The following is a 26,224-nucleotide window of genomic DNA, read 5'->3' as shown; positions in this document are numbered from 1 at the left end:
TAGTTAATACATAATTTTTACATATACCTTCAGATTGCTATCTTCGAAGCATGAAAAAATTCGTTCTCAAAAAAGAAGAGCCCCGAAAACGACCGGAAGACTATTCCATTCCGTATGCTGATTTACTAAATAAACAGCAACTGGATGCGGTTTTCCATGAAAAAGGCCCGGCATTGGTTGTAGCAGGAGCAGGTACGGGAAAAACCCGGACGTTAGTCCACCGTGTAGCCCGGTTGGTGGAAAGCGGCGTAAAGCCATCCAATATTCTGCTTCTTACCTTCACCCGAAGGGCCGCAAAAGAAATGCTGAACCGGGCAAGCAATATACTTGACGAGCGTTGCAAGCAGGTGCAAGGGGGGACTTTTCATTTCTATTGCAGCCTGCTGTTGCACCGGCATTCAGAGATCATCGGTTATCCTTCCAATTTCACCATTATAGATACTGCCGATGCACTGGAGGTCATTCAGTTTGTACGCACCGAGTTGAAGCTGAACAAAAAGAAGAAAAGGTTTCCCAACAAAAATACGCTGCTGAATATTATCAGTACCTGCATCAATAAACATCTCGATTTGAGGGTCGTTTTACAGGAGCAATATCCTCAGTTTCTGGAACAGGAAGAAAAGATCGAGCAGGTAGGTTTGGCATACCATGAGTATAAGGAGAAGAACTATGTAATGGACTTTGACGATCTTCTTATAAAAACACGCCAATTACTTACACAGCATGAGGATATAAGGATTAAGGTAGCCTCGCAGAATCAGTTCGTAATGGTGGATGAGTTCCAGGACACCAATAAACTACAGGCGGAGTTAACAGAGCTGTTTTCCAGTGTACATGGCAACGTGATGGCAGTTGGGGATGATGCTCAGAGCATTTATTCGTTCCGGGGAGCAGATCACCAAAACATCATGGATTTCCCGGAGCGATTTGAAGGCACTAAACTGATTAAACTGGAAGAAAATTACCGTTCAACCCCACAAATTCTGAATGTAGCCAACAACCTGCTTAATCAAGCTAGCTTCAAATTTGATAAACAACTTTATTCAGAGATTAAAGACGGTGAGTTGCCTGCATTGGTACAATCTTCCAGCGAGCACGATCAAAGCCGTTTTATAACCCAGGCGGTGTTGCAGCTCAGAGAACAGGAGATGGAGCTTAATGAAATGGCGGTGTTGTTCCGTAATGGGCGCGATTCATTTGATCTGGAAGTGGAGCTGAATCGAAAGAATATTCCGTTTGTGAAATACGGGGGGCAAAAATTCACCGAGGCTGCGCATATTAAAGATGTGCTGGCGCATATCCGGGTGCTGGTCAATCCTATGGATACCATTGCCTGGAACCGTGTGCTAATGCTGCTTGATGGAATTGGCCCAAAAACGGCCCAGGATTTATTTGAATGGATTCGCCTTGCCAAAAATCCGTACCGACTGGATCTGTCTGACACCACGAGTCAATCATATATCGATCAGCTTAAAGTCCTCAGTAAACTTCTAATTGCTCTGAAAGAAAATGATCATTCAGTGGCTAAAGTTGTGGAGTTGGTTGTGGATTATTACCGTGATTTTTGCAAAGATCGGTACGACGACTATCCTAAGCGCCTTAAAGACTTAGAAGCTTTCATTAACGTTTCGGAAAGCTTTACATCGCTTCCAAAAATGCTGGAAGAACTGGCCCTTGATCCCATCACAGCAACAGCGGTAGATACCGAGCAGAAAACCAAGGAGGAAGCCCCACTGATCCTGAGTACTATTCACTCTGCAAAAGGACTTGAATGGAAGCACGTTTTCATTATTCAGTGCCTGGATGGTATTATACCTTCAGCTTATTCGGTGGAGGAAGAGGAACAGCTGGACGAGGAACTGCGACTATTATATGTAGCCGCAACCCGCGCCAAAGACATGCTATACTTCAGTTATCCGGTGTTGGCACAATCAGCCTATGGCGATTATTTCACACAGCCATCCCGCTTTCTAAAAGATATGAACAACGATTTGGTTGAAGAATGGAAGCTTGTGGAAGAGGAACAACAACAGCAAATTGAGGACGGAAATCAACAGCAATTAACGGATTAATTTCATTATTTCATCCAGAATTATAACCCGAACTCAATTACTGATCGTTGTTCAGGAAGTCTATACTATTCATCACTATATCATTTTCAGTTCAGCTGCTACTCGCCCAGGGCTTTAATTCTACCAGTGGGCGAAATCACCCCGAACTAAATTGGCAGGTAGCTGAAACGGAGCATTTCCTCATTATGTATCCGGAGAGGATTGCCGGGATTGAGGGTGAGGCTGCTGCTATTGCAGAGCATACCTATGAATCTCTTTCCAAAAATCTTGAAGTTACTTTCGATCAAAAAATACGCATTTATCTTTCTGACGAAGATGAAGTCAATAACGGCTTTGCGGTACCATTTAGCCGGCCGTACACCAATATTTGGGTAAACTTAAACGATTACAGCGAAATCTGGACGGGGCAGGAGAAGTGGCTTCGAAAGGTCATAGCGCATGAATTGGCTCATATTTTTCATTTTGAGGCGGTGAAATCACCACTTGGCCTGCTTCAATATACCTTTGCAAATCCACTGCCCGGTTTTTGGACCGAAGGACTGGCTCAATATGAAACGGAAAAGTGGGATTCTCAACGGGGCGATCGTTGGTTGCGTAAAGCAATTTTTGATGACGACCTGAACTACAGCTCCGGTCAGTCCATTGAGGACGGACGTTTGCTTTATGCCCTGGGAAATTCACAGCTGCGCTATTTTGCTGAGCAGTATGGTGATACTTCTCTTGCAAACCTGTTGCAGCATCGAAAAAAGTTGTTTGGGTTGATCAGGTATCATGATTTTGGCAGTGCCTTTGAAGAAACAGTAGATGGAGGTTATAGCGGATTTTATGACAGATGGCAAAAGCATGTAAATGTGTATTACAATACGGTTGCGTCCCAAATGGAGCGTACCGATTCACTCCATGCAGATGAATTCAGCTTTCCCGGACAATTTTATTTTGATGCCGCAGTAAGCCCAGATGACAGCCTGCTGGCTGTTCTGTCTCTCACGTCCATGTCCCGACCGGTACGCAGGTTGTACGTCACTTCAACTGATTCATCCAGGCAGAACACACTGATTGGGGAAGGAGCCATTAATTCTGATTTGAACTGGCTGGACCCACAACGCCTTCTTTATTCAAGAATGGTAAGAGGGAAGCATTCTTCACTGATCAACGATGTATTTTTGTATGATTTAGAAAAAGAGAAAGAAACCCGGCTTACCGTTAACCGAAAAGCCAAATTCCCGGCTGCAGGTTCATCCCAAAATCAAATTGGGTATATCGTCAATGAAGGAGGAACCGGAAATCTGTTTGTAATGAACCTGGAAACCCGAAAAGAGGAGAAGCTGACCGATTACTCAGGGGATGTTCAGCTCTTGTGGCCCCTATGGATTGAACAAGAAAATGCCTGGCTGGTTCACAGGTTTACTGATGCCGGAGATCGAAATTTGGTCCTCATTGACCCCAAAACCAGATCAGAGAAAACCATAGACCCGGAACAAGTTGATAACCGAAAGGCCATTCTAAGTCCGGACGGCAGTAAAATAGCCTACATTTCCTTGAGAGATGAAGTCCCCAATGTTTTTATTTATGATTTTGAATCCGGTGTTGAATCCCGGTTTACCAATCTGTTTACAGGAGGGGAAGTCTTTGGCTGGGTTGCTGATTTTGACTCAACCGGTGAAGAGCATTTGGTTATAGGGGCTTCAGAAACCCGCACACAGGATAAATTGCATTTCGTTTCTGCCGGACGGGAAGTCTATCAGCCGGAATTGAATCTTCCGCAAACCTATGCCAGCTGGAGGCTTCAGTCCCCAACGAATGAAATTCCCTCAGATATTAAACCAAATCCTGATTTAATTACCGACCGGTATTCCTACAATGCATTTCAAAATCTGACACACGTTGCTTCTTTTGGCTTTCCCTATTATTCCGATGCAAACGACTGGGGGATATTTGCAACCTCTAACTGGACCGAACCGCTGGCTAAACATACCATTTCAGGCGGAGGCTGGCTTTCCATTCCTGACCCGCTGGATAAATCCTATGGGGCGCTATCCTATATCAATAACCAGCTTTACCCAACACTGACCTTTTCGGTATACCAAATACCGGAGAATGGTCAGTATTATGGTGAAGAATTCCTGTTTGAGGAGTACACCGGAGCAGATATTGCCATAAACTGGCCGTTGGATGTTTTTTCTTCTTCCTATCAATACAGCAGCTGGTCGGCCAGGTTCCGGCATTATTCAACTGATCCGATGGGAGAAAACCGGTTCACATCAAACCCGAATCTCGCTACTCCGCAAAATGCAACGGTTACAGACCTTCAGCTAAGCTGGCAAATCAAGAAACAGCGTCCCTGGAAAAATAACAGCTACCATCCGCTGGATGGAACCGGACTTCGGTTAAGCGTAAAAGGTTCCGAGAAAATTCTTGGATCGGATACCCGAACGCTGACTTCTGATATTCATGGCTATACCGTTCAGCCTTTTCTTGGGTTGAACAGGATCTTTTTAGAAGTAAGGTTTCAATCTCAATGGGGCAATAATCTGCCTCAAAATTATATTGGCTTTTCCCGGTACGATAATGTTGATATTAGTCTGCCCAATGATATTCCACTTCAGCTCTTTGGTGATAATGAGCGAATCAGGGGATATCGGGAATTTGTAACCGGCAAACAGGTAGCTTTTGGTAGTATTGAATACCGAATCCCATTTATACCATCGTTACAGACGCAGATATTGGGATTCGTTCGACTGGGAGGAGTAAGCATTTCACTGTTTTCGGACAGCGGGATTGTCTGGGACGCTCGTTCAGAATCCGGTGCAACCGGAACCATTCAACGATGGGGAGCAGGAGCAGAACTGAAAAATGAAATTTCCATAGCCGGGTTATCCATTTCTCACGCTTTTGGAGTCGCTCAACCGGCTCAACAATTATTCACCGATACTAAATCGGATATGTACTATAGAGTACAAGCTGTGGTTCCTTTTTAATCAGAGCTGAGCTTAATTTTCCTCTTCACGCATATATTTACGTTGCAGGTACATGTCCACAATTAACCAGATAACCGGATAGGGTGGGAATAAAACGGCTAATATAATCTGCCAGTCTTTGCCTTTCTTTTGGCCGCCGTCATAGGGGAGAGATATACCTGCGATTCCCGCTATCCACAAAATGAAAAAGATAAACAGAGAGAACGCGGTAATGAGCGCGCCGAAGAAGCCGAGATTGTCATAAAAGCTTTGAAGCATAGTTAATATAGTGCTGAATAATGCGTACCTTTATTGCTTGTTTAATCTAAGAATCTAAGACTTAAAATGCTCCCAGTAGTTTCCATTGTAGGACGCCCCAACGTTGGTAAATCCACATTATTTAACAGACTCATCGGAACCCGTAAAGCAATTGTTCACGACGAGTACGGTGTAACCCGGGATCGACACTACGGAGAGTCGTTCTGGAACGGTCGCGACTTCACCGTAATTGACACCGGAGGATACCTTCCTGACGAAATGAATGTCATGGTTGTGGGAATCCGCGAACAAGTGCACATTGCGCTCGAAGAATCTGATGTTATTTTATTTGTGGTTGATGTGAAGGATGGCATCAACACCCTCGATAAAGCTGTAGCCAATTTATTGCGTCAGCAGGATAAACCCGTATTGTTGGTTAGTAATAAAGCTGATAACGAAGAACGACGCATGAACTCCACCGAGTTTTATGAACTTGGCATTGAAGATCTGTTTCCTGTGAGCTCTATCAACGGAACGGGAACCGGTAATTTATTGGACCGGGTTGTGGAATTACTGCCGGAAGAAGAAGAGCCGGAAGAAGAGAATGATATTCCAAAATTGGCTTTTATCGGTCGCCCAAATGTAGGGAAAAGCAGTTTGTTTAATGCTTTACTCAATGACGAAAGGGCTATTGTTACCGACATTGCCGGAACTACCCGCGATTCCATCAACAGTAACCTGGAATATGACGGCAAAGAATACCTGCTTGTAGATACGGCCGGACTGCGTAAACGCACCAAAGTAAAGGAGAACATTGAGTTCTACAGCACCATCCGTACCGATCGGGCCATACGCGAGTGTGATATAGCCATTCTTATTGTGGATGCGATGCAAGGCTTTGATGCTCAGGATAAACGGGTAATCCGAGAAGCGGAGAAATTTAACAAAGGCTTGGTTATCGTTCTCAACAAATGGGATTTGGTCCCTGAAAAAGACACAAATACCGTACGCGAGTTTGAGGATTATATTTACACTTCGGTTCCTCAGCTTTATTATGTCCCAATCGTGACTATTTCCGCGCTGAACAAAACCCGGATTCACCGCGTTTTGGATGTAGCTGATGAAGTAATAGCCGAACGCAGAAAAGAAATTTCCACCCCGGACTTCAATGACTTCCTGGAGCAAATGCTGGGAGAGAAACCCCTGCCTATGAAAAGGGGACAGCAGTTAAAAATCACTTATGCTACTCAGGTTAAAAGCAATCCACCGGTATTTAAGTTTTTCATGAACAGTCCACACGAACTGCCCCCGAATTACCGCAAGTACATTGAAAATAAAATTCGGGAACGATTTGGGTTCCTGGGCGTTCCGATTACCATGGTTTTCCGCCAAAAATAAAATAGAAAAGCTCATAAATAACTTTGATGCTAACCCAACAATGGTTTATTTTTGAGTGCTAATACAGACACGAAAACGATTCGAATTGAATGGCTAAGAATCTCGAAAAACCTACAGTAAACGCACTAAGCGATAATTATAAGAATGAGCGAAAGCTCAATTTTCTTGAGAAACTGTATCTACCTGAGATATTGAAGGGAATGTGGTATTCCTTTAAACAAATGTTTCAGCCCTCATTTACGCTCAATTATCCGGAAGAGAAATGGGATCCACCGGCAATTTTCCGGGGTCGTCCGGTTTTGGTTGAAGACCACAACAAAGAGCGTTGTGTAGCTTGTGGGCTGTGCGCCCGTGCTTGTCCGCCGCTTGCCATTAGCATGCAAGCCAAAGAGACCGAAGATGAGAAGGAGAGGTATCCTGACTTTTTCGAAATTAACATGTTGCGGTGCATTTATTGCGGGTATTGCGAAGAAGTTTGCCCCGAAGAAGCTATCGTGATGAGTAAGGATTACGATATTGTATTTGAGTCCAGAGAAGATGCCATCTATGATAAAGAGCGTTTACTTGTACCTAAAGAAGACGTAGCCGATCGTCTTGAGTATCTGAAGAATTATAGGAACCGTCAGTTTGGTTCATTCTGGGATTTCCAGGAAGAAAATAACATTCACTCCGTAAGAGATAGAGACAAAGACTGGAACACGGGATTGTCTTTGGTTGATATGATTGAGCAGCAGGAAAAAAATGATTCAACCCCGGCATCTTCCAGCTGGAATACCTAATTACTCTTACAAGATGGATATAAAACAGAGCCAGATTGATTCCCTTATTGATGATGTAGCTTACCTTGAACATGAGGCTGAAGCACTCAAATATGTAATTGATTCTGTTCCTTATGATGAAACTCCTCCCGGAAGACGCTCCATCGCTGAAATCCTGATGTTCCTGGATCACGCCCAGCAAAATTATTATCGGGAAGTGATTGAGGATGCATTTAAAAGCGTAAGGCCTATCAACCTGAATGCTTACACCGATCCGGAAGAGACTTTTGAGAAAGATGAGGAGCTGGCTAAAGATATTCAGAAACTGCTTTATAAAATTTCAAAACACCGGGTTGCTATCTTAAACCTGATTAAGAACATAAACCTAATTGATTGGGAGAGAGAGATTACCAAAGGCAGGCAAACTATTTCTTTGTATGAGTTTACCAATCAAATGGTGCGTAAAGAACGGGCTACATTAAAGGAAATAGCTGATCTCGTACTTACCTATCAAAACAGTAAGCAGATGCAGCGGGAGCTGGAAAGCAGAAATCCCGAAAGCTGATGGAACCGGCTAAATGGATTGATTTAGTTGTATCGTTTTCTTTCGGAACAGTTAGCTTCCTGTTATTGAAGCGATTTATTCAGCGCAGAACCATGCTGGACCTTTATTTTAGCCTGGCTGCCTTATTCATATCCATTCCGTACCTGCTTGATCTTTTCCAAGTGGAGGCACCAATTAACCTTTTTCAATGGGGGAAACTGGTAGCAGTTACCTTTTATATAAGCGGACTTCTGGTACTCATCAGGGAGTCGAAGCCTATATTTGCCCGCTTTCCGATGTATCTGACCGCATTACCCTTTGTAAGTTTTCTTTTCTTTCCGCTCATCATCGATTTTACGGTTATAAAAGACCTTATTAATGCCATTTACCAGGGCGGGGCGCTTACGGTTACCGTTCTTGTTTTCACCATAAATCAGGCTCGCAAACGCCGCAGAAGGTACTACATCATCGGTTTGAGCTGTATTGGAATAGCATACCTTGGATATTGGCTCGTATTTAACCGAACGGCTCCTGAATTGATCTGGATTACAGAAATCTTACTTTCTGTGGGAATTCTTTTTATGACTTATCGATTTATCAAGAGCGAAGATTTCAATAACCAGTAATAATAAACGTGCATGAACACAGCCCCGGAATTCACCCTGAAAAACACAAGCAACAAAGACGTATCGTTATCCGATTTTAAAGGAGATAAAAACGTAGTTCTGCTTTTTTTCCCGTTAGCCTTTAGCGGAGTATGTACCAAAGAACTCTGTTCAACAAGAGACAATCTTAAAATCTATAATTCCTTGGATGCGGAAGTTCTGGCTATCAGCATTGACAGTTTTTTCACTTTAAAGGCATTCAAAGAAGCAAACAATCTGAACTTTTCGCTTCTAAGCGACTTCAATAAAGAAGTAAGCGCAAAGTACGACTCATTGTATGATGATTACTTCGGAATGAAAGGCGTATCCAAACGGTCGGTATTTGTAATAGATAAAGAGGGAAGAGTAGCCCACCAGGAAATACTGGAAGACTCAGGCAAAATACCGAACCTGTCCAAAGTTCAGGAAGTACTGGCCGGACTAAACTAATAGCATTTCATTTTAATTAGATCTGATTTCTTAGAAGAAAATATATGTATAGGGAAGAAGGTAGTTTTAGTAAATTAATATTACTTTACATAATATAAATTATATGACTTATCCTATAGTATTACGATATTATAATTACTATGGCCTTATAAAATCTTCTTACTTTGTCGATAACTAAGTTGGCTGAGTTAATATAAATCAACTATCTTTCGCGATATGAAAATTATTATTGTTGAAGACGATAAAGTTTTGTCCCTGCTTCTTTCTAAAATGATCGAGCGGCTGAACTATGAGGTTTTGGAAATTATTACTAAAGGTCATGAAGCTATTGAAAAGATCGATGCTCTCAATCCCGATCTGGTTTTAATGGATATCATGCTTGAGGATGAAGTTGACGGTATTGATGCAATGACTGCCCTTCGCGAAAAATCAAACAACGTACCTGTTATTTACATCACGGGTAATTCTGATCCTTTAAATCGCGAGCGAGCAAAAACCACCGATTTTGTTGATTACCTGATAAAGCCCGTCAGTTTTGACGAACTAAAAAGCACCATCAACCGACTCGCAGAAAAAGAGTCCTGAACATTTCTGCCCAAGACTCCTTTTACCCACTTACAATTTTAGTTATTCGGTTTGATAAAATATCAGCTGTTTGTTTCCTGAAGCCGGAATGCAACCGGTAAGCTGTAGCGTACTATAACGGGTTGTCCGCGTTGTTTACCTGGTTTGAATTTTACTTTCTTCACTGCTTTAAGAGCCTCTTCATCACAGCCACCTCCAATTCCGCGTACAACAACCGGGTCAATAACATTTCCTTCTTTATCGATTAGGAATTGAACTACAACACGTCCTTCAATACCGGCCTTAAGGGCCATTTCAGGATAAGTTATATGCTTTTGAACAGCGGCAAGTCCTCCGATCAATTCCGGCATTTGTTCTACTACCACAAAGATTTCTTCTTCTTCCTCTTGTTCAATCATTCTTGGCGGCGGAGGTGGCAATTCCATGATGGCCGCATCCATATCCAGTTCCGCATCAAGATCAATGAGTTCATCTTCTATGATTTCATCATTGGGAACTTCAACAGGAATCATCGGTCTTGGTGGTGGCGGTGCTTTAACTTCTTGTTTTGTTTGAACGATTTCTTCCATAAACACAACCTCTTGCTTATCAACCACTGCGATATCGCTGTTTCCGGAAGGCTTAATTGTTAGTTTTGATGCAGAAATAAAAATGAGCAGCGAAAGTATGAAGCCAATTTCCAGACGGATTAAATAGCCTTGTTTCAGATCATTTTTGCGATCGATTATTTTAACCGGACCTCTCATAGTATCCTCCTTTCCATTTAGAAGTTACCTAAGAGTAGTCAGGAATAGTGAAGATTTAATGAAGCGCTTTTCTGAACTTTTAGGAAGCTACAATTACTTCTAACGCTCCCGGTAAAACTTCAAACACGTGATGGTTGGTTTCCGGTACTTGTTCACCATCTGCATGAGACTTAAGCAAACGGTCTGTGCTTATGATTACGCTATCCGTAAATGAATATTCATCTGCTATCTTCTTGTTGAAGGAAAAACCAAAGGATAGCTTGAGGAACTCCAGAATTAAACGGATTCTGGAAACCGCCTTCACTACAATAAGTTCAACTTTACCATCAGAATTAATAGAAGACGGAGAAATTTGATACTTCCCTCCTTCAGATTTCCCATTAGCCACGGCCACCATCCACACCTTTTGTTCAATGGCATCATTACGGCCGGAAATCGAAATTTTCGCTCTAAAGGGCTCGGATGTGAATAAAGCGTTCAGTCCACCCAAAAAGTAACGCAAAAAACCACTCCCATAGCCGGATTTAGATGCATAGTAGTTTGTGAGCCCGTCAACGCCAATCCCGAAAGTATTTATAAAAAAGCCCCATTCGCTCTTGATTACATCAATTCGTTTAGTTGTTTCCTGGTTCAACACTCGAATATTCTTATCAAAATCATGGTTCAGGCCAATACTCTGTGCAAAATCATTTCCACTACCAATTGGTATTACCCCAAGTTTACTGTCACTGCCAATCAGTCCGTTAGCCACCCGGTTTACGGTACCATCTCCACCGCAAGCAATGATATGGGAATGTTCCGCAGACTTGTCCCGGACAATTTCAGCAATGGAATCATCTTTCCTTATGTATTTGAAAGAAGTCCCGGGAAACTTATCCGCAAGCTCCGCTTCTTTACTCCTGAAAAAAGCTTCAGCACGAAATGCATTGGAAGCACAATTAATGATGAAGCAATATGACGGGTCGTTGCTCAATCGAAGTGTTTAACGTTAAGCGAGAACTTTCCTTTTTTATCAGAACTCAGCTTTATTTTGTCGATAATGGCATCAATAGAAACCGCTCCCTGTATAGCTGTAAAGCTGAAACCGTCTTCTTTGATGTGCTTAATGGGCGTCTGTATGCGAAGCGGATCCAATACAATCAACAGCAGTTTTTCTTCACCTTCAAAGTAGTGATTGATTACTTTTTCGGCATGTTCTCCGGTAAAAGATCGCACATACCCGGCTTCTTCAATGGAGTCTGGACTAAAGCTGCCGTTATCGGATACACTCTTCCAATCGGAAGGCTTAATGGCGGTAAATAATAAATCTATTTCCACAGTATTTGTTCGTTATTTGTTATATGCAAAATGAATGAGGGCATCGCCCTTATTTACTACAGGACAGTTATTTAGGCCGATTACCATGCCGTCATGAGGAGCCACAACGCGGGAGTTCAATTCCCCGTACGGATCTTTAATAGATCCCAGGACTTGTCGTTTGTTGAACTCTTCCCCAAGTTCAGCTTTGGTGATAAATAACCCGGCATTTTTGGTTCGTATCCATGTAGAATTGTTGAATACTTTTGTTTCATTTGGCTCCGGAGCACTCGTAATCATACCCAGATACTTCATGAGTCTTTGAGTGCCCTCAATGCCTTCTTCAATTCCGGTTTCGTCATAGCGAAGAGATTCCCCGGTTTCATAAACAAGAATTTCTTTTCCTTTTTTATGAGCCGCACTCCGGAATGATTTGGAGATCAGCGAAGAATGCATCATAACCGGAGCGCCCATAGCTGTAGCCAGCTCTTTGGCTCTTTTTATTTTGAATGAACACCGTATTTGAGGATAATTGGCCCGTGCTGCACCCCCGGTATGGAAATCAATGCCACAGTCCACTTCCGGAATAATTTCTTTCATTAAGGTATGAGCCAGCAATTTAGCCAGTGAACCGCCTTTTGCTCCGGGAAAACTTCTATTGATATCTTTCCCGTCCGGCAAACCCCGGGAGTTCTGAATAAAGCCATAAATGTTCACAATCGGGATGGCGATAACCGTTCCTTTTTCAGGAATAACGATCTCGCGCTCAATCATGCGCCGAACAATTTCAACCCCGTTTACTTCGTCACCGTGAAGACCTCCGGTAAGTAACAAAACCGGTCCGTCTTTGGGCGCGCGATAAACCAACACGGGTAAATCGATGCTGGTGTAAGTTGGCAGCCGGGCGATGTTAAGATTTACAATCTTTTGTTCCCCAAGCCCGATTTTCTGCTTATTAATGGTAATAAACTCAGGCATGCTTCTTCGCTTTTTTCTTGCGGGCCGGGTTCTTCTTACGCTCTTCAACCGCTTTTTCGATATAGCTGATGATGGTTGCCGCAATATCTTTTTTAGTGGTTACCTCTATTCCCTGAAGCCCGGGGGAAGAATTCACTTCTAAAATTAAAGGCCCACGATCGGATTGAAGCATATCAACCCCGGCAATTTGAAGGTCCATGGCTCTTGCTGCTGTCAGAGCAGCTTCCTTTTCCTCTTTGGTGAGCTTAATTAGGGATCCGCTTCCCCCCTGGTGAAGGTTGGACCGGAATTCCCCTTCTTTACCCTGCCGTTTCATAGCGCCAACCACTTTACCATCTACCACAAAAGCCCGGATATCAGCACCTTTGGATTCAGAAATAAATTCCTGAACAATCACACGGGCTTTCATGGCATGAAAAGCTTCAATAATAGATTCGGCGGCCTTTTTGGTCGGCCCCAGCACCACACCGTGCCCCTGTGTACCTTCCAATAACTTCACGATAAGAGGCGCCCCGCCTACCGACTCAATAAGCTTTTTCACCTCTTTGGAGTAATTCGTAAACACGGTTTTTGGTAAGCCAACGCCTGAACTGGCCAAAAGCTGCAGGCTTCGCAGTTTATCTCTGGACCGAACAAGTGCCTGGGAATGTACCGCGCTGAATACTTCCATCATTTCAAACTGGCGAACCACGGCCGCTCCGTAAAAAGTTACCGATGCCCCGATGCGCGGAATGATGGCATCCAGGTAATCAATCCTCTCACTTTTATAATATATCTTGGGGTTATCCTGCTCTATCACGATGTCACATTTCAGGTGGTCAATAACCTCTACGTCATGCCCTTTTTCCTCGGCAGCTTCTACTAATCGCGATGTAGAGTACAGTGATTTATTTCTGGAAAGAATTCCTATTCTCATTATTTAAGAGTCCTTGTTCTTTATAGTCTTTGAAAGGTTTTTGCGTGTTACATCCACCATAAACGGCCCTTTTTTAAGAAATTTTCTTCCGATGAGTAACGGATATTTCATGGCTGAGCGATCAGTAAGAGAGAATTCAATGGAATAAACATCTCTGAAAAACTCAATCTTGGTCCGGATGAAATACCGGAGTTCGGTATCCCCGTTCGAACTTTTAACTTCCCGCTTATCAAAAACCGGCATTTCCAGCATCTGCTCGTTATAGGCCTCGTGGTCAGGGTCGAGCATATAAAATCGAATCCAGGGCTCCCCCTCCTTTTCAAAAGGCTCCAAATGGTGGCAGTGCAGACTTGATGTAAAAGCCCCGGTATCAATTTTGGCTTCCAGATCGGTAAAATTCCACTCCGGTAAATTCACCAGTTCAATACGGCCAATAATTTGTTGGTTGGATGTGTTCATAGGATCCCCAAAAATACAGGTTTTATTCCCCTTATCACATTTCCATTTAAAATTGTTTAGCTCTGGTTTCGATTTCCTATCTTTGGCAAAAAGTTCAAAGAAACATCCTTTATGCACTACCTGAAACACGCACTGATCCTTTCTGCCTTTTTCCTTGCTTCCTGCAGTACCGTTCAACAAAGTACGATTAATGATGATCCCACCACTCAAGCCACATTGTGGGTTCAAAATGCAGCTGAGTATGATGCCATTGCTATGCAGACGTACGCCACGGCCATGCGAACCCTTCCCCTTCCACTTGAAGATTCATTCTGGACGGCTTCTTTGAATCAGGAAGAGGACGACAATTTTATGTCGCTGCCTCCCGCTATAATCATGGATGTGGATGAAACAGTACTCGACAACTCCCCAATTCAGGCGCGGATGATAAAGCAGGGAAAAGATTTCAATATCGAAGACTGGAACGCCTGGTGTAAGGAAGCCAAAGCCGAGGCCGTGCCCGGAGCGGTGGAATTTGCCAATTATGCAGCCGACCGTGGCGTAACCATTTTCTATATCACCAACCGTGATTATGAAGTAGAAGAAGCAACGCGCAAAAACCTGATTGAAGAAGGATTCCCCGTTTCTAATTCCATAGATAACATCATGACAAACGGTGAGGAACCCGGCTGGAACTCCTCTAAAACCGAACGCCGCCAGCAAGTAGAAGAAAATTACCGTGTGGTAATGGTTATAGGAGATGATTTAAATGATTTCCTCCCTGCAAAAGGTATTACACAGAAAAAGCGAGCCGGCCTGGTACAGGAAAACAGCGATTGGTTTGGCCGACGCTGGTTTATCCTCCCAAACCCTGTTTATGGTTCCTGGGAACAGGCTCTTTTTGATTTTGAGGATGGTTTGAGTGAGTCGGAAAGAAAAACTATCCTCCAAAAAAGACTCAACTCAAAAAACTAGCACCTATCAGATGCAGCCTTTTCCTACTCTCTACGTTGACCTCGACATCGTTCGGTCGAATATTGCCCGCATGGCTTCAAAAGCTGAAAAAGCCGGAGTTGAGTTTCGTCCTCACTTTAAGACGCATCAATCCAAAGCTATCGGAAGAATATTTCGAGAATATGGGGTAAGCGGAATCACGGTTTCCTCGATCAAAATGGCTGAATACTTTCTAAATGATGGATGGGATGATATTACTATTGCATTCCCTGCCAATGCCTTAGCTCATGAATACTATAATAAAATCACCGCCAATGGTTCGATAAAAACGCTGGTTATTTCTGAGGAAGTGGTTCAAAAAATCGACCAAAAACTGGATAATGAACTCGGCCTTTATATTGAAATTGATCCCGATTATGGACGAAGCGGTGTCCCGGTTTCAGAATTGGAAAAGATTAAGTCACTGCTTAATGCTATCGAAGGTTCTGATCATTGCTACCCGGCGGGGTTCTATTGCCATGCCGGGCATACCTACAAGGCGCGGTCTAAAGATGAAGTTGAGAAAATAAGCAGAGAAGCCCTTCAAAAACTGGAGGCGCTCAGGGAGCATTTCCCCGATCTTACCATTTGCTTTGGAGATACGCCCTCCTGCAGCGTGCTCAATGATTTTGGTCCGTCCACCCAGATAAGTCCGGGTAACTTTGTGTTTTACGACTGGATGCAGGTTCAGATCGGCTCTTGCTCTCCCAATGAAATTGCGGTGTATATGGAATGCCCCGTTATTGAAACGTTCAGCGACCGAAATCAGGTGCTTATTCATGGCGGAGCCGTGCATTTCTCTAAAGATTCGGTTCAGATTGATGATTACCTGAGTTATGGTGAACCCATGCTTAAATATTTATCGGAAGAAACCTACGTGAAAAGCCTTTCCCAGGAACACGGTATCATTCAATGTAGTCCCGATGTATTTAGTAAACTCAAAGTTGGTGAAACCATTCAAGTCTTCCCTATCCACTCCTGCCTTACTGCCGATTTAATGAGAGAATATTACACTAAAGATGGTCAGGTATTGGATCATATGAATGGAAAAATGGGCGGTAATTAGACTTTATTATCCTATTCATGCATTCGGTTATGAACCTTGATTTATGGGATTTAAGGATGTTCAGGATTGGCTTTTTGAGACGATTACTACTATTTGTTGGATGAGCAGGATTTTATTCTTTTCCCCTTACCTACTCCTAATCACCAAGCTCCAGCTTCCAATCATACAGATCGCAAATCGATCATTCGGTCCATCGATCTATCGCAATTCATACCACACTACAACTGCGAGCGGTTGGCCTTGTTTTGACTCTCAGATACCGGTAAATATTAAAATTGGGTACCGGCATAGATATTAAGCCTTAATTTGACTAAAGTGGGTTTATAGCAGTCTATTGCTTTAAAAGATAAAGCAATTGTGAGATGCTTAGGATAACAATAACTAAATCCACAAAACATGAAAGCTAATCTAAAAAAGCTGGCAATCATCGCAGGTTGTATCATTTTCCTGCAAAGCATATCTGGTAATGTGATTGCACAAGCTCTGGTATTGCATGATGTAAATGGGTATCAATTTACCTGTAATGGGGTCACTTATGTTACATTCGACACTCATATAACGATCGCCAATAATGGCGGCGGAGTCGTAGCTGTAAAATTTACCGGGGTTGATACTTCTTGCCTGGGTGGTAATAACAAAAAAGCTACGGCTGTAAGAACCTATGTTGTTCCTGTTCTAATAGAGGGTGTGATCTACTTTTCAAAACCAGGGACCCTTGTAACCACTCCAAATGGAAAAGCCATTTTCCGAAGTCAAATTGCTCCGGGTACTGTACCTATGAGCTAAGTACAATCCTAATTCTAAAATGGTAAAAGCCCCGGATAGTTGCCGGGGCTTATCTTTTTGGTCAGGTAATGGATCATATGAATGGGGAAATGGGCGGTAATTAGACTTTATTATCCTATTCATGCATTCGGTTGTGAACCTTGATTTATGGGATTTAAGGATGTTCAGGATTGGCTTTTTGAGACGATTACTACTATTTACTTGTATAAAATCTCCTTCAAAGTCCCAAAGCTCAAGCTTCCAGTCATACAGATCGCAAATCGATCATTCGGTCCATCGATCAATCGCAATTCATATCATACTACACCTGCGTGCGATTATAAATAACCGGCATCTGCCCTTTCCAGGTATTCCATAAGTCTGTATCAAGGCTTAACTCCGACATGAAGTTGGCTACATTGATTCGGCTGGTTTGTCCGGCATCAAAAATGGGATTTCTGATCGGGGAAGTATGAATTTCATAGTCACTGACTTGCTCCTCATCAATCAGGCCATCGGGTCGCACAGCCACCCACTCCAGCTTATGGTGATCCTGACCAATCTGGACTCGAAGGAAATCTGCTGCCTGTTCATTATCCACATGAGGTGGCAGAATGAGCCGCAATAAGGCAACAACCAGTCTTTGAGAAAACGGTGGCTTTTCCGGTATATCCCGATTGCTGTTGCCGGTGGTATTCATCAAAACCATTTTGATTGGGTGATCTGACTGAACCAGCTCCACGGCCCTGGCCACTTTAGCAACCGCATCGGTGACTAACCGCCGGGGATGCCCATATATGCCCTTCAGGGTAAGATTATGGCCCAGGCACGAAAATACAGCAGTGCATCCGGCAAGTAATTGCGCTAACTCCTGATCCTGCATGGTTGATATTTCCGCTTCCACAATATCTAATCGCCCATTGGAATCTATGATGTTAGCGAGAGATCCCTCTTTCCGGACTAAAGCGATTACCTGTACCCCTTTGTTCAGCAACAATTTCACCAATAAACGACCGGTGGCACCGCTGGCGCCTAATACTAATGCTTTATTCATGTCTTTCTTTTGTGATGATAGAAACGGCTGCCTACGCAGGAACCTCGAAAAGGTTTAACCACCTCCCCCAACACCGTGTAAGAATGGATTTCGCATGACTACCTCATTTGGGTTTAGAGTTGGCAAGGTTTAAAATTGGGGTGTAACGACCCGGCGTTTAAGCGGCGCGGGGATTATGATTTGGTTGAAGTAGCGAAATTAATTTCTGGCAATCAAGCTCCATCGAATTCCGCCTGCCTGCCGGCTGAGGCAGGTCCGCGTCCGATTTAAAACGCCTTGTTAGGTGGGGAATTTATGGGGCAAACATTTCTTGTAATGTACTCAATACTTTTTCTTCGGCCGAAGAACTAATTGTCCCAAGGCTTTTAATCAATCTGCTTTTATCGACTGTTCGAATCTGATCTAATACAATTTGTCCTTTCTTGCCTTGAAATGTAGTAGTGACTCGCGTTGGGTAATTTTTAATGGTAGATGTCATTGGAGCAATGATCACTGTTCTGATATGCTTGTTCATTTCATCAGGAGATATGATCAAACAGGGACGAGTTTTTTTAATTTCAGAACCTTTGGTGGGATCAAGTGAAATCAGATGAACTTCAAACCTTTTAACTGGCTTTACTTTTACCATGTCCACTCAGTTTCATCCCAGTCTGAAGGTTTTTCAATCTCTTTTTGATCTAATAAAACATCATCACCTTGTTCCGCCATTTTTTGGAAAGACGCTTCCCAATCCTTTCGAGTCATATCAGCAGGCCGAAGAATAATTTCATTGTCTCTGAGAATCATTTCAATTTCTTTAGTAATCCCACTTTCTTCGATCAGGGGTTTGGGAATTCGAACTCCCTGGGAATTACCGATACGAATTATCTTGGTTTTCATAGCTTTGATTATTTGTAAATATCTATACAAAGATAATTACAATGTACTTACAATACAACTAAAGAAGAATCGATTTATTGAGCCGCCTAACCGACCATGCCATTAGTGGTGGAACAAATACACGACCTTTGATGGATATCACAAGAACGTACTATCTACGGTGGGAAAACTATGTGCTCTTGACAATGTCCTTTTTAAAGATGTTATACACCTATATCTCAACACCCATAGAAAATGCAAAACCATAAGCTATAATGAACGCAACTATAAATGGTACAAGAGCTGCTTTTTTATCTATATCCATGACTTTAAATTTCAGTAAATCTGCAAGTGAAGGCTCTGATTTCTGATAATTATCATTTACGGAAAGCTCATCAAATTGAATATCAAAAGCAGCACAAATACATTTAGCTGATTCTGGTGATACAGCCCCTGTTTTTTCAATTCTTTGAATGGTTCTCATACTAACTCCACTTACTTCAGCAAGGTGGGACTGACTCCAGGCATTTGATTCTCTAAGCTGTTTTAGTTTGGCATTATCCAGTTGCATGATCTCTATTATTTATCTGGTTACAACTTTATGTAAATATCATGATTTATCAGCTGATTTGATACGTCATCTAGATGACAATAAAATGTCATAATCGCGTCAAAGGTGTATAACGGTCTGCCGCATAACCGGCGCAGGGATTATGATTTTTTAAAAGGCTACTCATTTGAACAATCATTGGCAATAAATTTAATCAAAGCCACGTCTGCGTCCGCCGTTAATGCGGTTGTTAGGCAAACACTACTTGATTTTCTGTAGTTTAAAAAAGTAACTGAATTCTATTTTAAATGGTGATTTCCCAATTAGAATTTCAACCTCATCTTCACTAATTCTATCTTTGCTTATAACTTTAAACTTAGTGTTTCTCGGTAACAGTAACTCTTGTTCTTCTTTTGTTTCGCCTGGTTGTCCTTCTAATGGAGCTAATTTTGTTTCTTTTGGTAAAGTAATTTCCAACAAGCAATTCTTACAATCTTGCTCACTGAATTTTTTCGCTACATATTCTTTGTAAATACTAACGGACATAAACATTGGGTAAGTAAATACGTCATTATTATCTATATAATTTTCGAAAGTATAATCGCAGCATGTTCGATATACAGTAAGATCTTTTTTTGTAGCATAAACATCTGTTAAACGATCAAGAAGTCGGATTTCATCTTCATACTGAGATTCTAAGGTCACATTTTCACGTAAAACTCTATTAATGTAAGATGCATAAGTATAACCGTTTTCAAGCTGCGGATTATTCTTATATTTTTTATAAACCTCTTGCAAGTGTGTATCTAAATTCATGTAAAATTCTTGGTGGTCTATTTCCATCTGATCTTAAATTCTTACTCGATTTCATTTCTTGTCGTATTAAAAGCTTCCTGTATAGATTTAAATAGCTTAATTGATTGTTTATAAGCTATGTCAATATTTAACTCTTTACCCAACCATTCGTAAATAGGATCATTCCATGAACCAACTTCTAGCATCTTACGATTTATGTCTTTGTTATGTCGCCCTGATTTATCAACAGCATATTCATCAACATGTTGAGTAACATCACGCATTTCTTTTAATCCCGAAAGGTTATTATCAAATTCATTGATAGCTTGTGCAACTTTGTGATTTGAATTTGCTATTGAAGCAGCACGTCTAAGGCCAGTGAGTGACAAAATTAGAAATTGTAAATCTGACCACCAACGAAGAACAAACTTTTCATCTTCTGGTTCAAAATCCCGTAAACGTCGAATTTGAAGTTCAATGGTAAATAATTGAACGTTAGCTAAACTTTTTGCCCTCTTAAGTTGAACTAATAAATCATTCTTATTTTGAGAACTCATAATCAAATTTATATTTAAGTTTAAGAAGGATATAAGATTTCAGCTCTTTTTTATTAGAGTATGAATAGGCATTAAAAAATATTTAAGAGTAACATTTTTAAGTGTATTACTGCTATTTATAGTTTTTGCTAGATATGGCCCAATTCGATAATAAATTGAAATAAAAATTCTGCCTGCAAAACTTTTTATCAAAGTTTCATCCCTATATTCTCTAAAATCATTTACAATTATGTTATTTGAAGATCCAGTAGCTGCTGTTACAACAAAACAACTAGAGCTTTGATTTTGACTATCCACCCTATGTCTTTTAAAAAAATGGTTCTCTGGATATTTTTCTTCCCAAGTTTTAATCTGTTTCTTTAAATACTCAATTTTGGATGGTAAGTTGGCCGAAGTTATTTTTAATCCTGTAATAGATTTAAGATTTTCTATCATATTATCTGAATTACTATTAAGCCGTTCTTTCACTTTTTCTATATCCAACCAAAAATATGGATGTATTTCTTTATAGATAAACAACATATAGTGATCTAGGAAAAATGATGGGCCAAAAACATCATCACTTCCAATTTCATCAGTGAAATTATCTTTTTCAGAAAAAGAACTAATTTCCTTGGTTAGTGATAATACTTTTTCAATTTTAGTATCTGTAAAATTAGCGTGACTTTTGAATGAGGGTATATCTACAGACTTAGATTTTAAATAATCACGGAGTTCATTTTTGGCATTATTCTGAATTTGATTTTTTAAAGACTCAATTTGGTCAATAACATGTTCTTTGTAGAACTGATAATTACTAATATTCCCTGTGGTACTGATTGCATATTTTATGAACTCAGCTTCAAAATTTATACCGCTTAGGTCAAGAGATTCTTTATCAATTATTCTTAATGATTCAGAGATAATTGCCGATTTAACGGGGTCCTGATGCAATTCAAAAATAATTTTACTCGCTTCATGTAAGCTTTCACTTTCTAAATTTTTTCCTTCATGGTTAGCTTCATAAAAAATATTTAAACCATAAAGACATTCTACATTATCCTGTAAAACTTGAAAAACTAATTCTTTAAAGGTTTTTGATTTAAGATTTAACTCTGTAGAAAATTTTGATAGATTTTTTTCTTGATCATTTATTAAACGCTGATAATTAATGTCTTCAATTAATCCGCGATTATCTTTCATAAATCGAAGCATGAATTTCCCATCTAAATAATTTTCATAAAGATCTTTATCGTCTTTACCGGTATTGATGGATGCTGATAAATCTTCTAATTCTGGACCTGTACGAAGCATTAATTTTTTTATAAATGCATTTTGTTTTTCTTCTCTCTTCTTGTCTTCAAAATACTTTTTTTGATCTTCAAGCAGGTTTACTTTTTGTTTATTTATTTCAAGATTCTCTTTTTGTAAAGCCGCGTTTATCAAACTTAATTTTGCAATCTTCTTTTGGTTATCTCTTATGTTTGCATTTTGTAGTGCGTTAAGAGTATGTCCAACAGCATTAATTGAGTCTTGATTTCTTGAAAAGAAGCTTTCGTTACTCGCCATATTATTTTGTTGTATTAAAAAATTTCTACCCGACTTCTTGTTTGCCTAACATATAATTATTTAGAATGTACGAAGGTGTGAAAATTCTATATAAAAGTACAAATCAATTATTGACAAGCCTATGATATCCATTCAGATATGTCATCAAGAATTTCAGTGAACAATAATTACAGATAACATCTTCGAATGATATCCCCTACTCTTAACTACTACTGATCATGACTCTTTATTCAGCAGAAACTTCACAGTAAAAACACTGAGCTTAATTAAAGCAACCAGATTCCTACCTTCGAGGAATGACTTTATCCAGAAATGGTTTTTGGATTAATGATGAGGTAAACAAAAAAGGCTCCCGAAGGAGCCTTTTTTCGTTGATCGTGTTTCGTTATTCGTTTAATCGGGATAATCTGTTATATAATAACGAATAACGATTTCCCATTAACGAACAATTATTCTTTTCCGGGGAGCATCATCTGCGTTGGGTTCGGGAATTCCCACTCATAGGGAGTTGCTTTAACCTGTATTGGATAGAGCTGATCCAGCGAATCGCCATCATACAGGCGACCGTTTTTCATAACCCACTCTATGGTATTGGTATTTCTGAGGTCATCCAGCGGGTTTTCATTCAGAATGATCAGGTCCGCCAGTTTACCGGCTTCTATAGACCCTAAATCACCATCCAGGCCAATGGCGGTGGCACCGTCAATGGTGGCTACCTGAAGGGCGTCGTGGTTATTCATCCCTCCTGCTGCCATGGCCCACAGCTCCCAGTGGAAACCAAGTCCCTGCAACTGACCGTGGCTTCCCACTCCTGAAAGTCCACCGGCTTCTTTCAGGTCTTTCTGAAATTCCGCATGTTTCTGGAACACATGTTCATCGTCATGGAACCAGCCCGGACGACGGCGTGACTTGGAAGCCAGCTCTTCATACGGTGTGAAGGTGCGCAGCTTCTCGTCAAAGAACGGATTCTCGCGGGAATAGAAATAATTTTCGGCCCACGGACCGCCATAGGCTACCAACAATGTCGGGGTAACCGCCATTTGGGCTTCGGCTGTAGTAGTTATCACATCCTTGTAAATCGGGTACACCGGGAAGGAATGCTCATGCCCCGGGTAACCATCAATGAGCTGCGTCATATTCAGTTTCCAGTCGAGAGCACCTTCGGTGGTTGGCATGATGCTCAGCTCCTTAGCTGCCATCAGAATCCATTGCCGCTGCTGGCGGTTCCCGGCCAAATACATCTTGATGGTTTTGGTGTTGTAGTACTTGCTGTACTGCTTCATCACGTTTTTGGCATGTTCCAGGCTTTGAATATTGTATGCCCAGAAGCCAAGTCCGGGTCCGGTTGAATACACGCGTGGTCCTTCCATCATTCCGGTTTCCACCATATCGGAATAGGTGAGTACATCGGTGGTAGCAGTTTGGGGATCACGGGTAGTGGTTACACCATACGCCAGGTTAGCGGCATAGCCCCAGAACCTTTGCTTGTGGATGCCCCATGAGGCCCATAAATGAGCATGAGTATCTACAAAACCGGGTACAATGGTCTTTCCGCTGAGATCACGGGTTTCTGCTCCGTTTGGAGCGGTAAGATTAGTTCCCACTTCCACAATACGATTGTTTTCAATCAGGACATCGCCGTTTTCAATTACTTCATCACCATTCATAGTAATAATACGCGCATTTTGAAGCAGGATGGTTCCTTCAGGAATATCGCGGGTAATGGATACCTCAATGCTGAGTTCTTCCGGTTTATACCCTTCGTCTTCCTTCTCTTCTTTCTCTTCATCGGTTTCTTCCTCCTCCGCTTCTTCATCAGCATCGCCGGAATCATCACCATCATCGGAGTCGTCGTCTTTCTTCATTTTCTCCTCCTCTTTCCTCTTCTCGGCTTCGGCCTTCTTGGCTGCTTCCACGCTGTCTTCGTAGGCTTCAGATGCTTTCAGATCATAAATGAAATGGCCTTTACCTATCGACCAGTGCACTTTACCGGCATCATCCGACCAATGAGGAAACTGCCCGCCAATGGTCGTCAACTTCTTGGCAGGGAAAGCCGCGCTTGCCGCTCTGGCTACCGATATTCGCGGAGTATCGCCCCCTACTTTAGGCACGGTGACCACATAAATATCATTGTTGATGAGCGCCATAGCCTGATCTCCTTCCGGGGCCATCGCTATAAAGCTGGCATTGGAGGGCGGATTATTCTCTTTGGCGGCTTCTTCAGGATGGAGCATTTCGGGAGTTGGATAATTTACACCCATGTTGCCAAACCCAGCTGTGGTGATCCCGGTGATTCGAACATGCTCCTTTTCATCGGTTCCATCCCAACGGATAGAAAGCAAGGTACCATTGCCGCGGTTCAGATAAATACGGTCATTGGATTTAACAAAATGAGGGTTCGAACGTCCGCTGCTCTTGGCAATAAAGTTGTTGGAACTGCCATCTGCAGAAACCCAAACAAGATCTTCGGTAGAGCCAAATGCAAAAGGACCGGTTGAACGATCATAACTTCGGTTATCCCCTTTCAGAGCTACAATTCGGTTGCTGGATCGTGACCAGGCCGGTTCACTGTAAATACCCGGGTCTTCGGTAATCTTTTCAGGTCGAATTCGCCGTGCATTCGGGTTTACTTTGTACAAGGCTCCGCCGTCTTCCATATCGTAAGTGGCATACACAATCCAACGGCCATCGGGCGACCAGGTTGGCTGCGCTTCAATAAGATTGGAATTGGTTAGTCTCTTAGGTTCTCCATCGGGTAAATCCTGAATGTAGAGCTTATCAAGTACGGTAAAAGCGAGCTGCTTCCCGTTTGGAGAAGGCTCTGCATCTCGAATTTGAGTAGCAAGCATTTCCTTACTGTCATCCACCGGGTATTTAAAGAATACTTCCGGCCCCATTTCAAGATGAGCATTTACTTCAAACGGAATTTCTTTAGATTCTCCGCTTTCAATATTGATGCTATATATCTTTCCGCCATATGAGGTTAGCAGATTCTTATTATCCGGAGTGAAGGTCATTCCCGGCAATACACCCATCGTAGCAATAGACTCTTGCTCATCTCTTTGAACCGGGTATGCCAGCCATCTTTCATCACCGGTTACCAAGTCTCGGATTACCAAACCGGTTTTATCTTCATACCGGGAACCGAACACCATCCATTTCCCATCAGAAGAAAGTGTGGGTGTAAAAGCGGATCCATAGCGTGAGGTGATGGTTCTGCGTGAGCCATCTTCCCGGTCGTATCGTGCTATCTGATACTGAGGCAGCTGCGCATTGTAGTTCCATGGACCGTTGCGCTGAGAGAAATACACATAACGCCCATCCGGTGAAATAGCCGGATCAATAATTTTAAGACCATTTGGCTCACCAATAAGAGCAGTACCACTTCCGCCTTCTTTATGAATCAGCCACAGTTTGGGTGTTAATCCACCTTTTGAGGCAATCACATATTCGCCATCGGGGGTCCAGTCGGCATTGGTGTATCGGGTGTTTCCGCCTTTGGTAATCTGGGTGATTTCGGAAGTGTCGGCTACTTCCACGTAGTATAAATCCTCTTCACCGGAAGCATCCGAAGTAAACAAAACGTACTTGCCATCGGGGCTGTAACGCGGATGAGTATCAAAGGCCATTCCATCGGTAAGCTGTTCAGCCTCCCCTCCGGATGCAGGAATACGATAAATATCCCCCATCAAATCAAAAACAATATGTTGACCGTCCGGGCTGATGTCCAGCGACATCCAGGTACCTTCGGTGGTATTAAATTCAATAATGCGCCCGGGTTTCATCTGGAGTTCGTTGTCAGCCTTTGGGATTTCTGTCGTATCCGTTTCAGTAGTGTCTTGCCGTACCTCGAAAATAGAAGCATGCACACTCTGAACCGAGAAAAGCCCCAAAAACAGGAAAAATGGAATCTGTGTCCATCTTATGGATTTAATCGTATTCATAGGTATAAGGGATTTATTGTAGTTAGAAATGCTTACCTACGGAATTAAAGCAAT

Annotated in this window: 26 protein-coding genes; 11 read left to right on the top strand and 15 right to left on the bottom strand. The window is 42.0% G+C overall.

Annotated features, from left to right (window positions below):
- The first annotated feature begins 50 nt into the window (after window positions 1-50).
- Entirely contained in the window at window positions 51-2,072 is a 2,022-nt protein-coding gene (locus JJ941_RS05010) for an ATP-dependent helicase (RefSeq protein WP_290962562.1), read from the top strand.
- A 47-nt stretch (window positions 2,073-2,119) separates the two neighbouring features.
- Entirely contained in the window at window positions 2,120-5,050 is a 2,931-nt protein-coding gene (locus JJ941_RS05005) for a BamA/TamA family outer membrane protein (protein WP_290962561.1), read from the top strand.
- A gap of 12 nt (window positions 5,051-5,062) precedes the next feature.
- Here JJ941_RS05005 and JJ941_RS05000 read toward each other — a convergent pair whose 3' ends face one another.
- A complete protein-coding gene (locus JJ941_RS05000; protein ID WP_290962560.1) occupies window positions 5,063-5,308 on the bottom strand; it encodes a hypothetical protein in 246 nt (81 codons plus the stop codon).
- Window positions 5,309-5,374: 66 nt separating this feature from the next.
- Between JJ941_RS05000 and der the strand changes: the two genes are divergently transcribed.
- The 6 genes from der to JJ941_RS04970 all read left to right on the top strand — a co-directional run bounded on the left by der (window position 5,375) and on the right by JJ941_RS04970 (window position 9,666).
- A complete protein-coding gene (gene der / locus JJ941_RS04995; protein ID WP_290962559.1) occupies window positions 5,375-6,685 on the top strand; it encodes a ribosome biogenesis GTPase Der in 1,311 nt (436 codons plus the stop codon).
- An 89-nt stretch (window positions 6,686-6,774) separates the two neighbouring features.
- Window positions 6,775-7,464, top strand: coding sequence for an NADH-quinone oxidoreductase subunit I (locus JJ941_RS04990; protein WP_255135646.1), 690 nt, complete (start codon window positions 6,775-6,777; stop codon window positions 7,462-7,464).
- A gap of 13 nt (window positions 7,465-7,477) precedes the next feature.
- Window positions 7,478-8,008, top strand: a complete 531-nt coding sequence (locus JJ941_RS04985; RefSeq protein ID WP_290962558.1) for a hypothetical protein — start codon at window positions 7,478-7,480, stop codon at window positions 8,006-8,008.
- On the top strand, window positions 8,008-8,613 hold the full coding sequence (locus tag JJ941_RS04980) for a hypothetical protein (RefSeq protein ID WP_255135644.1): 606 nt from the start codon (window positions 8,008-8,010) through the stop codon (window positions 8,611-8,613). The genes JJ941_RS04985 and JJ941_RS04980 overlap by 1 nt, the downstream gene beginning before the upstream one ends.
- Before the next feature lie 12 nt (window positions 8,614-8,625).
- Complete coding sequence (locus JJ941_RS04975) at window positions 8,626-9,081, top strand: redoxin domain-containing protein (protein WP_290962557.1); 456 nt, start codon at window positions 8,626-8,628, stop codon at window positions 9,079-9,081.
- Between the two features lie 216 nt (window positions 9,082-9,297).
- The gene (locus JJ941_RS04970) at window positions 9,298-9,666 is read left to right on the top strand and encodes a response regulator (protein WP_290962556.1); all 369 of its coding nucleotides are present in this window, start codon (window positions 9,298-9,300) and stop codon (window positions 9,664-9,666) included.
- A 62-nt stretch (window positions 9,667-9,728) separates the two neighbouring features.
- On the opposite strand, the gene JJ941_RS04965 is transcribed toward JJ941_RS04970, so the two are convergent.
- The 6 genes from JJ941_RS04965 to JJ941_RS04940 form a co-directional block, all read right to left on the bottom strand.
- Window positions 9,729-10,412, bottom strand: a complete 684-nt coding sequence (locus tag JJ941_RS04965) for an energy transducer TonB (RefSeq protein ID WP_290962555.1) — start codon at window positions 10,410-10,412, stop codon at window positions 9,729-9,731.
- A gap of 79 nt (window positions 10,413-10,491) precedes the next feature.
- Window positions 10,492-11,385, bottom strand: coding sequence for a diacylglycerol kinase family protein (locus JJ941_RS04960; RefSeq protein ID WP_290962554.1), 894 nt, complete (start codon window positions 11,383-11,385; stop codon window positions 10,492-10,494).
- Window positions 11,382-11,729, bottom strand: coding sequence for a DUF952 domain-containing protein (locus JJ941_RS04955; RefSeq protein WP_290962553.1), 348 nt, complete (start codon window positions 11,727-11,729; stop codon window positions 11,382-11,384). Before JJ941_RS04955 ends, JJ941_RS04960 begins: the two co-directional genes overlap by 4 nt.
- A 12-nt stretch (window positions 11,730-11,741) precedes the next feature.
- Window positions 11,742-12,686 carry a succinylglutamate desuccinylase/aspartoacylase family protein gene (locus tag JJ941_RS04950; protein WP_290962552.1) on the bottom strand — a complete coding sequence of 315 codons (945 nt, stop codon included), beginning with the start codon at window positions 12,684-12,686 and terminating at the stop codon, window positions 11,742-11,744.
- Window positions 12,679-13,602, bottom strand: a complete 924-nt coding sequence (gene rimK, locus JJ941_RS04945) for a 30S ribosomal protein S6--L-glutamate ligase (RefSeq protein ID WP_290962551.1) — start codon at window positions 13,600-13,602, stop codon at window positions 12,679-12,681. Before rimK ends, JJ941_RS04950 begins: the two co-directional genes overlap by 8 nt.
- 3 nt (window positions 13,603-13,605) lie before the next feature.
- A complete protein-coding gene (locus JJ941_RS04940; protein WP_290962550.1) occupies window positions 13,606-14,061 on the bottom strand; it encodes a RimK/LysX family protein in 456 nt (151 codons plus the stop codon).
- Between the two features lie 111 nt (window positions 14,062-14,172).
- On the opposite strand from JJ941_RS04940, the gene JJ941_RS04935 reads away from it, so the two are divergent.
- The 3 genes from JJ941_RS04935 to JJ941_RS04925 all read left to right on the top strand — a co-directional run bounded on the left by JJ941_RS04935 (window position 14,173) and on the right by JJ941_RS04925 (window position 16,885).
- Entirely contained in the window at window positions 14,173-15,015 is an 843-nt protein-coding gene (locus tag JJ941_RS04935) for a 5'-nucleotidase, lipoprotein e(P4) family (protein ID WP_290962549.1), read from the top strand.
- A 10-nt stretch (window positions 15,016-15,025) separates the two neighbouring features.
- Window positions 15,026-16,099 (top strand): alanine racemase, encoded by a 1,074-nt coding sequence (locus JJ941_RS04930; protein WP_290962548.1) that lies wholly within the window; start codon window positions 15,026-15,028, stop codon window positions 16,097-16,099.
- A gap of 396 nt (window positions 16,100-16,495) precedes the next feature.
- On the top strand, window positions 16,496-16,885 hold the full coding sequence (locus JJ941_RS04925) for a hypothetical protein (RefSeq protein ID WP_290962547.1): 390 nt from the start codon (window positions 16,496-16,498) through the stop codon (window positions 16,883-16,885).
- A gap of 301 nt (window positions 16,886-17,186) precedes the next feature.
- On the opposite strand, the gene JJ941_RS04920 is transcribed toward JJ941_RS04925, so the two are convergent.
- The 8 genes from JJ941_RS04920 to JJ941_RS04885 form a co-directional block, all read right to left on the bottom strand.
- Window positions 17,187-17,918 (bottom strand): NAD(P)-binding oxidoreductase, encoded by a 732-nt coding sequence (locus tag JJ941_RS04920; protein WP_290962546.1) that lies wholly within the window; start codon window positions 17,916-17,918, stop codon window positions 17,187-17,189.
- Window positions 17,919-18,210: 292 nt separating this feature from the next.
- On the bottom strand, window positions 18,211-18,546 hold the full coding sequence (locus JJ941_RS04915; RefSeq protein WP_290962545.1) for a type II toxin-antitoxin system PemK/MazF family toxin: 336 nt from the start codon (window positions 18,544-18,546) through the stop codon (window positions 18,211-18,213).
- Window positions 18,540-18,797, bottom strand: a complete 258-nt coding sequence (locus tag JJ941_RS04910) for an AbrB/MazE/SpoVT family DNA-binding domain-containing protein (RefSeq protein WP_255135628.1) — start codon at window positions 18,795-18,797, stop codon at window positions 18,540-18,542. The genes JJ941_RS04915 and JJ941_RS04910 overlap by 7 nt, the downstream gene beginning before the upstream one ends.
- 211 nt (window positions 18,798-19,008) lie before the next feature.
- Entirely contained in the window at window positions 19,009-19,347 is a 339-nt protein-coding gene (locus tag JJ941_RS04905) for a helix-turn-helix transcriptional regulator (protein ID WP_290962544.1), read from the bottom strand.
- A 240-nt stretch (window positions 19,348-19,587) separates the two neighbouring features.
- Complete coding sequence (locus JJ941_RS04900) at window positions 19,588-20,142, bottom strand: ADP-ribosyltransferase (protein ID WP_290962543.1); 555 nt, start codon at window positions 20,140-20,142, stop codon at window positions 19,588-19,590.
- Window positions 20,143-20,183: 41 nt separating this feature from the next.
- Window positions 20,184-20,678, bottom strand: a complete 495-nt coding sequence (locus tag JJ941_RS04895) for a hypothetical protein (protein ID WP_290962542.1) — start codon at window positions 20,676-20,678, stop codon at window positions 20,184-20,186.
- Window positions 20,679-20,717: 39 nt separating this feature from the next.
- Window positions 20,718-22,226, bottom strand: coding sequence for a CFI-box-CTERM domain-containing protein (locus tag JJ941_RS04890; RefSeq protein WP_290962541.1), 1,509 nt, complete (start codon window positions 22,224-22,226; stop codon window positions 20,718-20,720).
- Between the two features lie 449 nt (window positions 22,227-22,675).
- Window positions 22,676-26,170 carry an amidohydrolase family protein gene (locus JJ941_RS04885; RefSeq protein WP_290962540.1) on the bottom strand — a complete coding sequence of 1,165 codons (3,495 nt, stop codon included), beginning with the start codon at window positions 26,168-26,170 and terminating at the stop codon, window positions 22,676-22,678.
- Window positions 26,171-26,224: the final 54 nt, after the last annotated feature.

Source organism: Gracilimonas sp., from assembly GCF_017641085.1.
Lineage (GTDB): Bacteria > Bacteroidota > Rhodothermia > Balneolales > Balneolaceae > Gracilimonas.
Note: the sequence above shows the minus strand (reverse complement) of the source record. Positions and strands in the feature narration are given on the sequence as shown.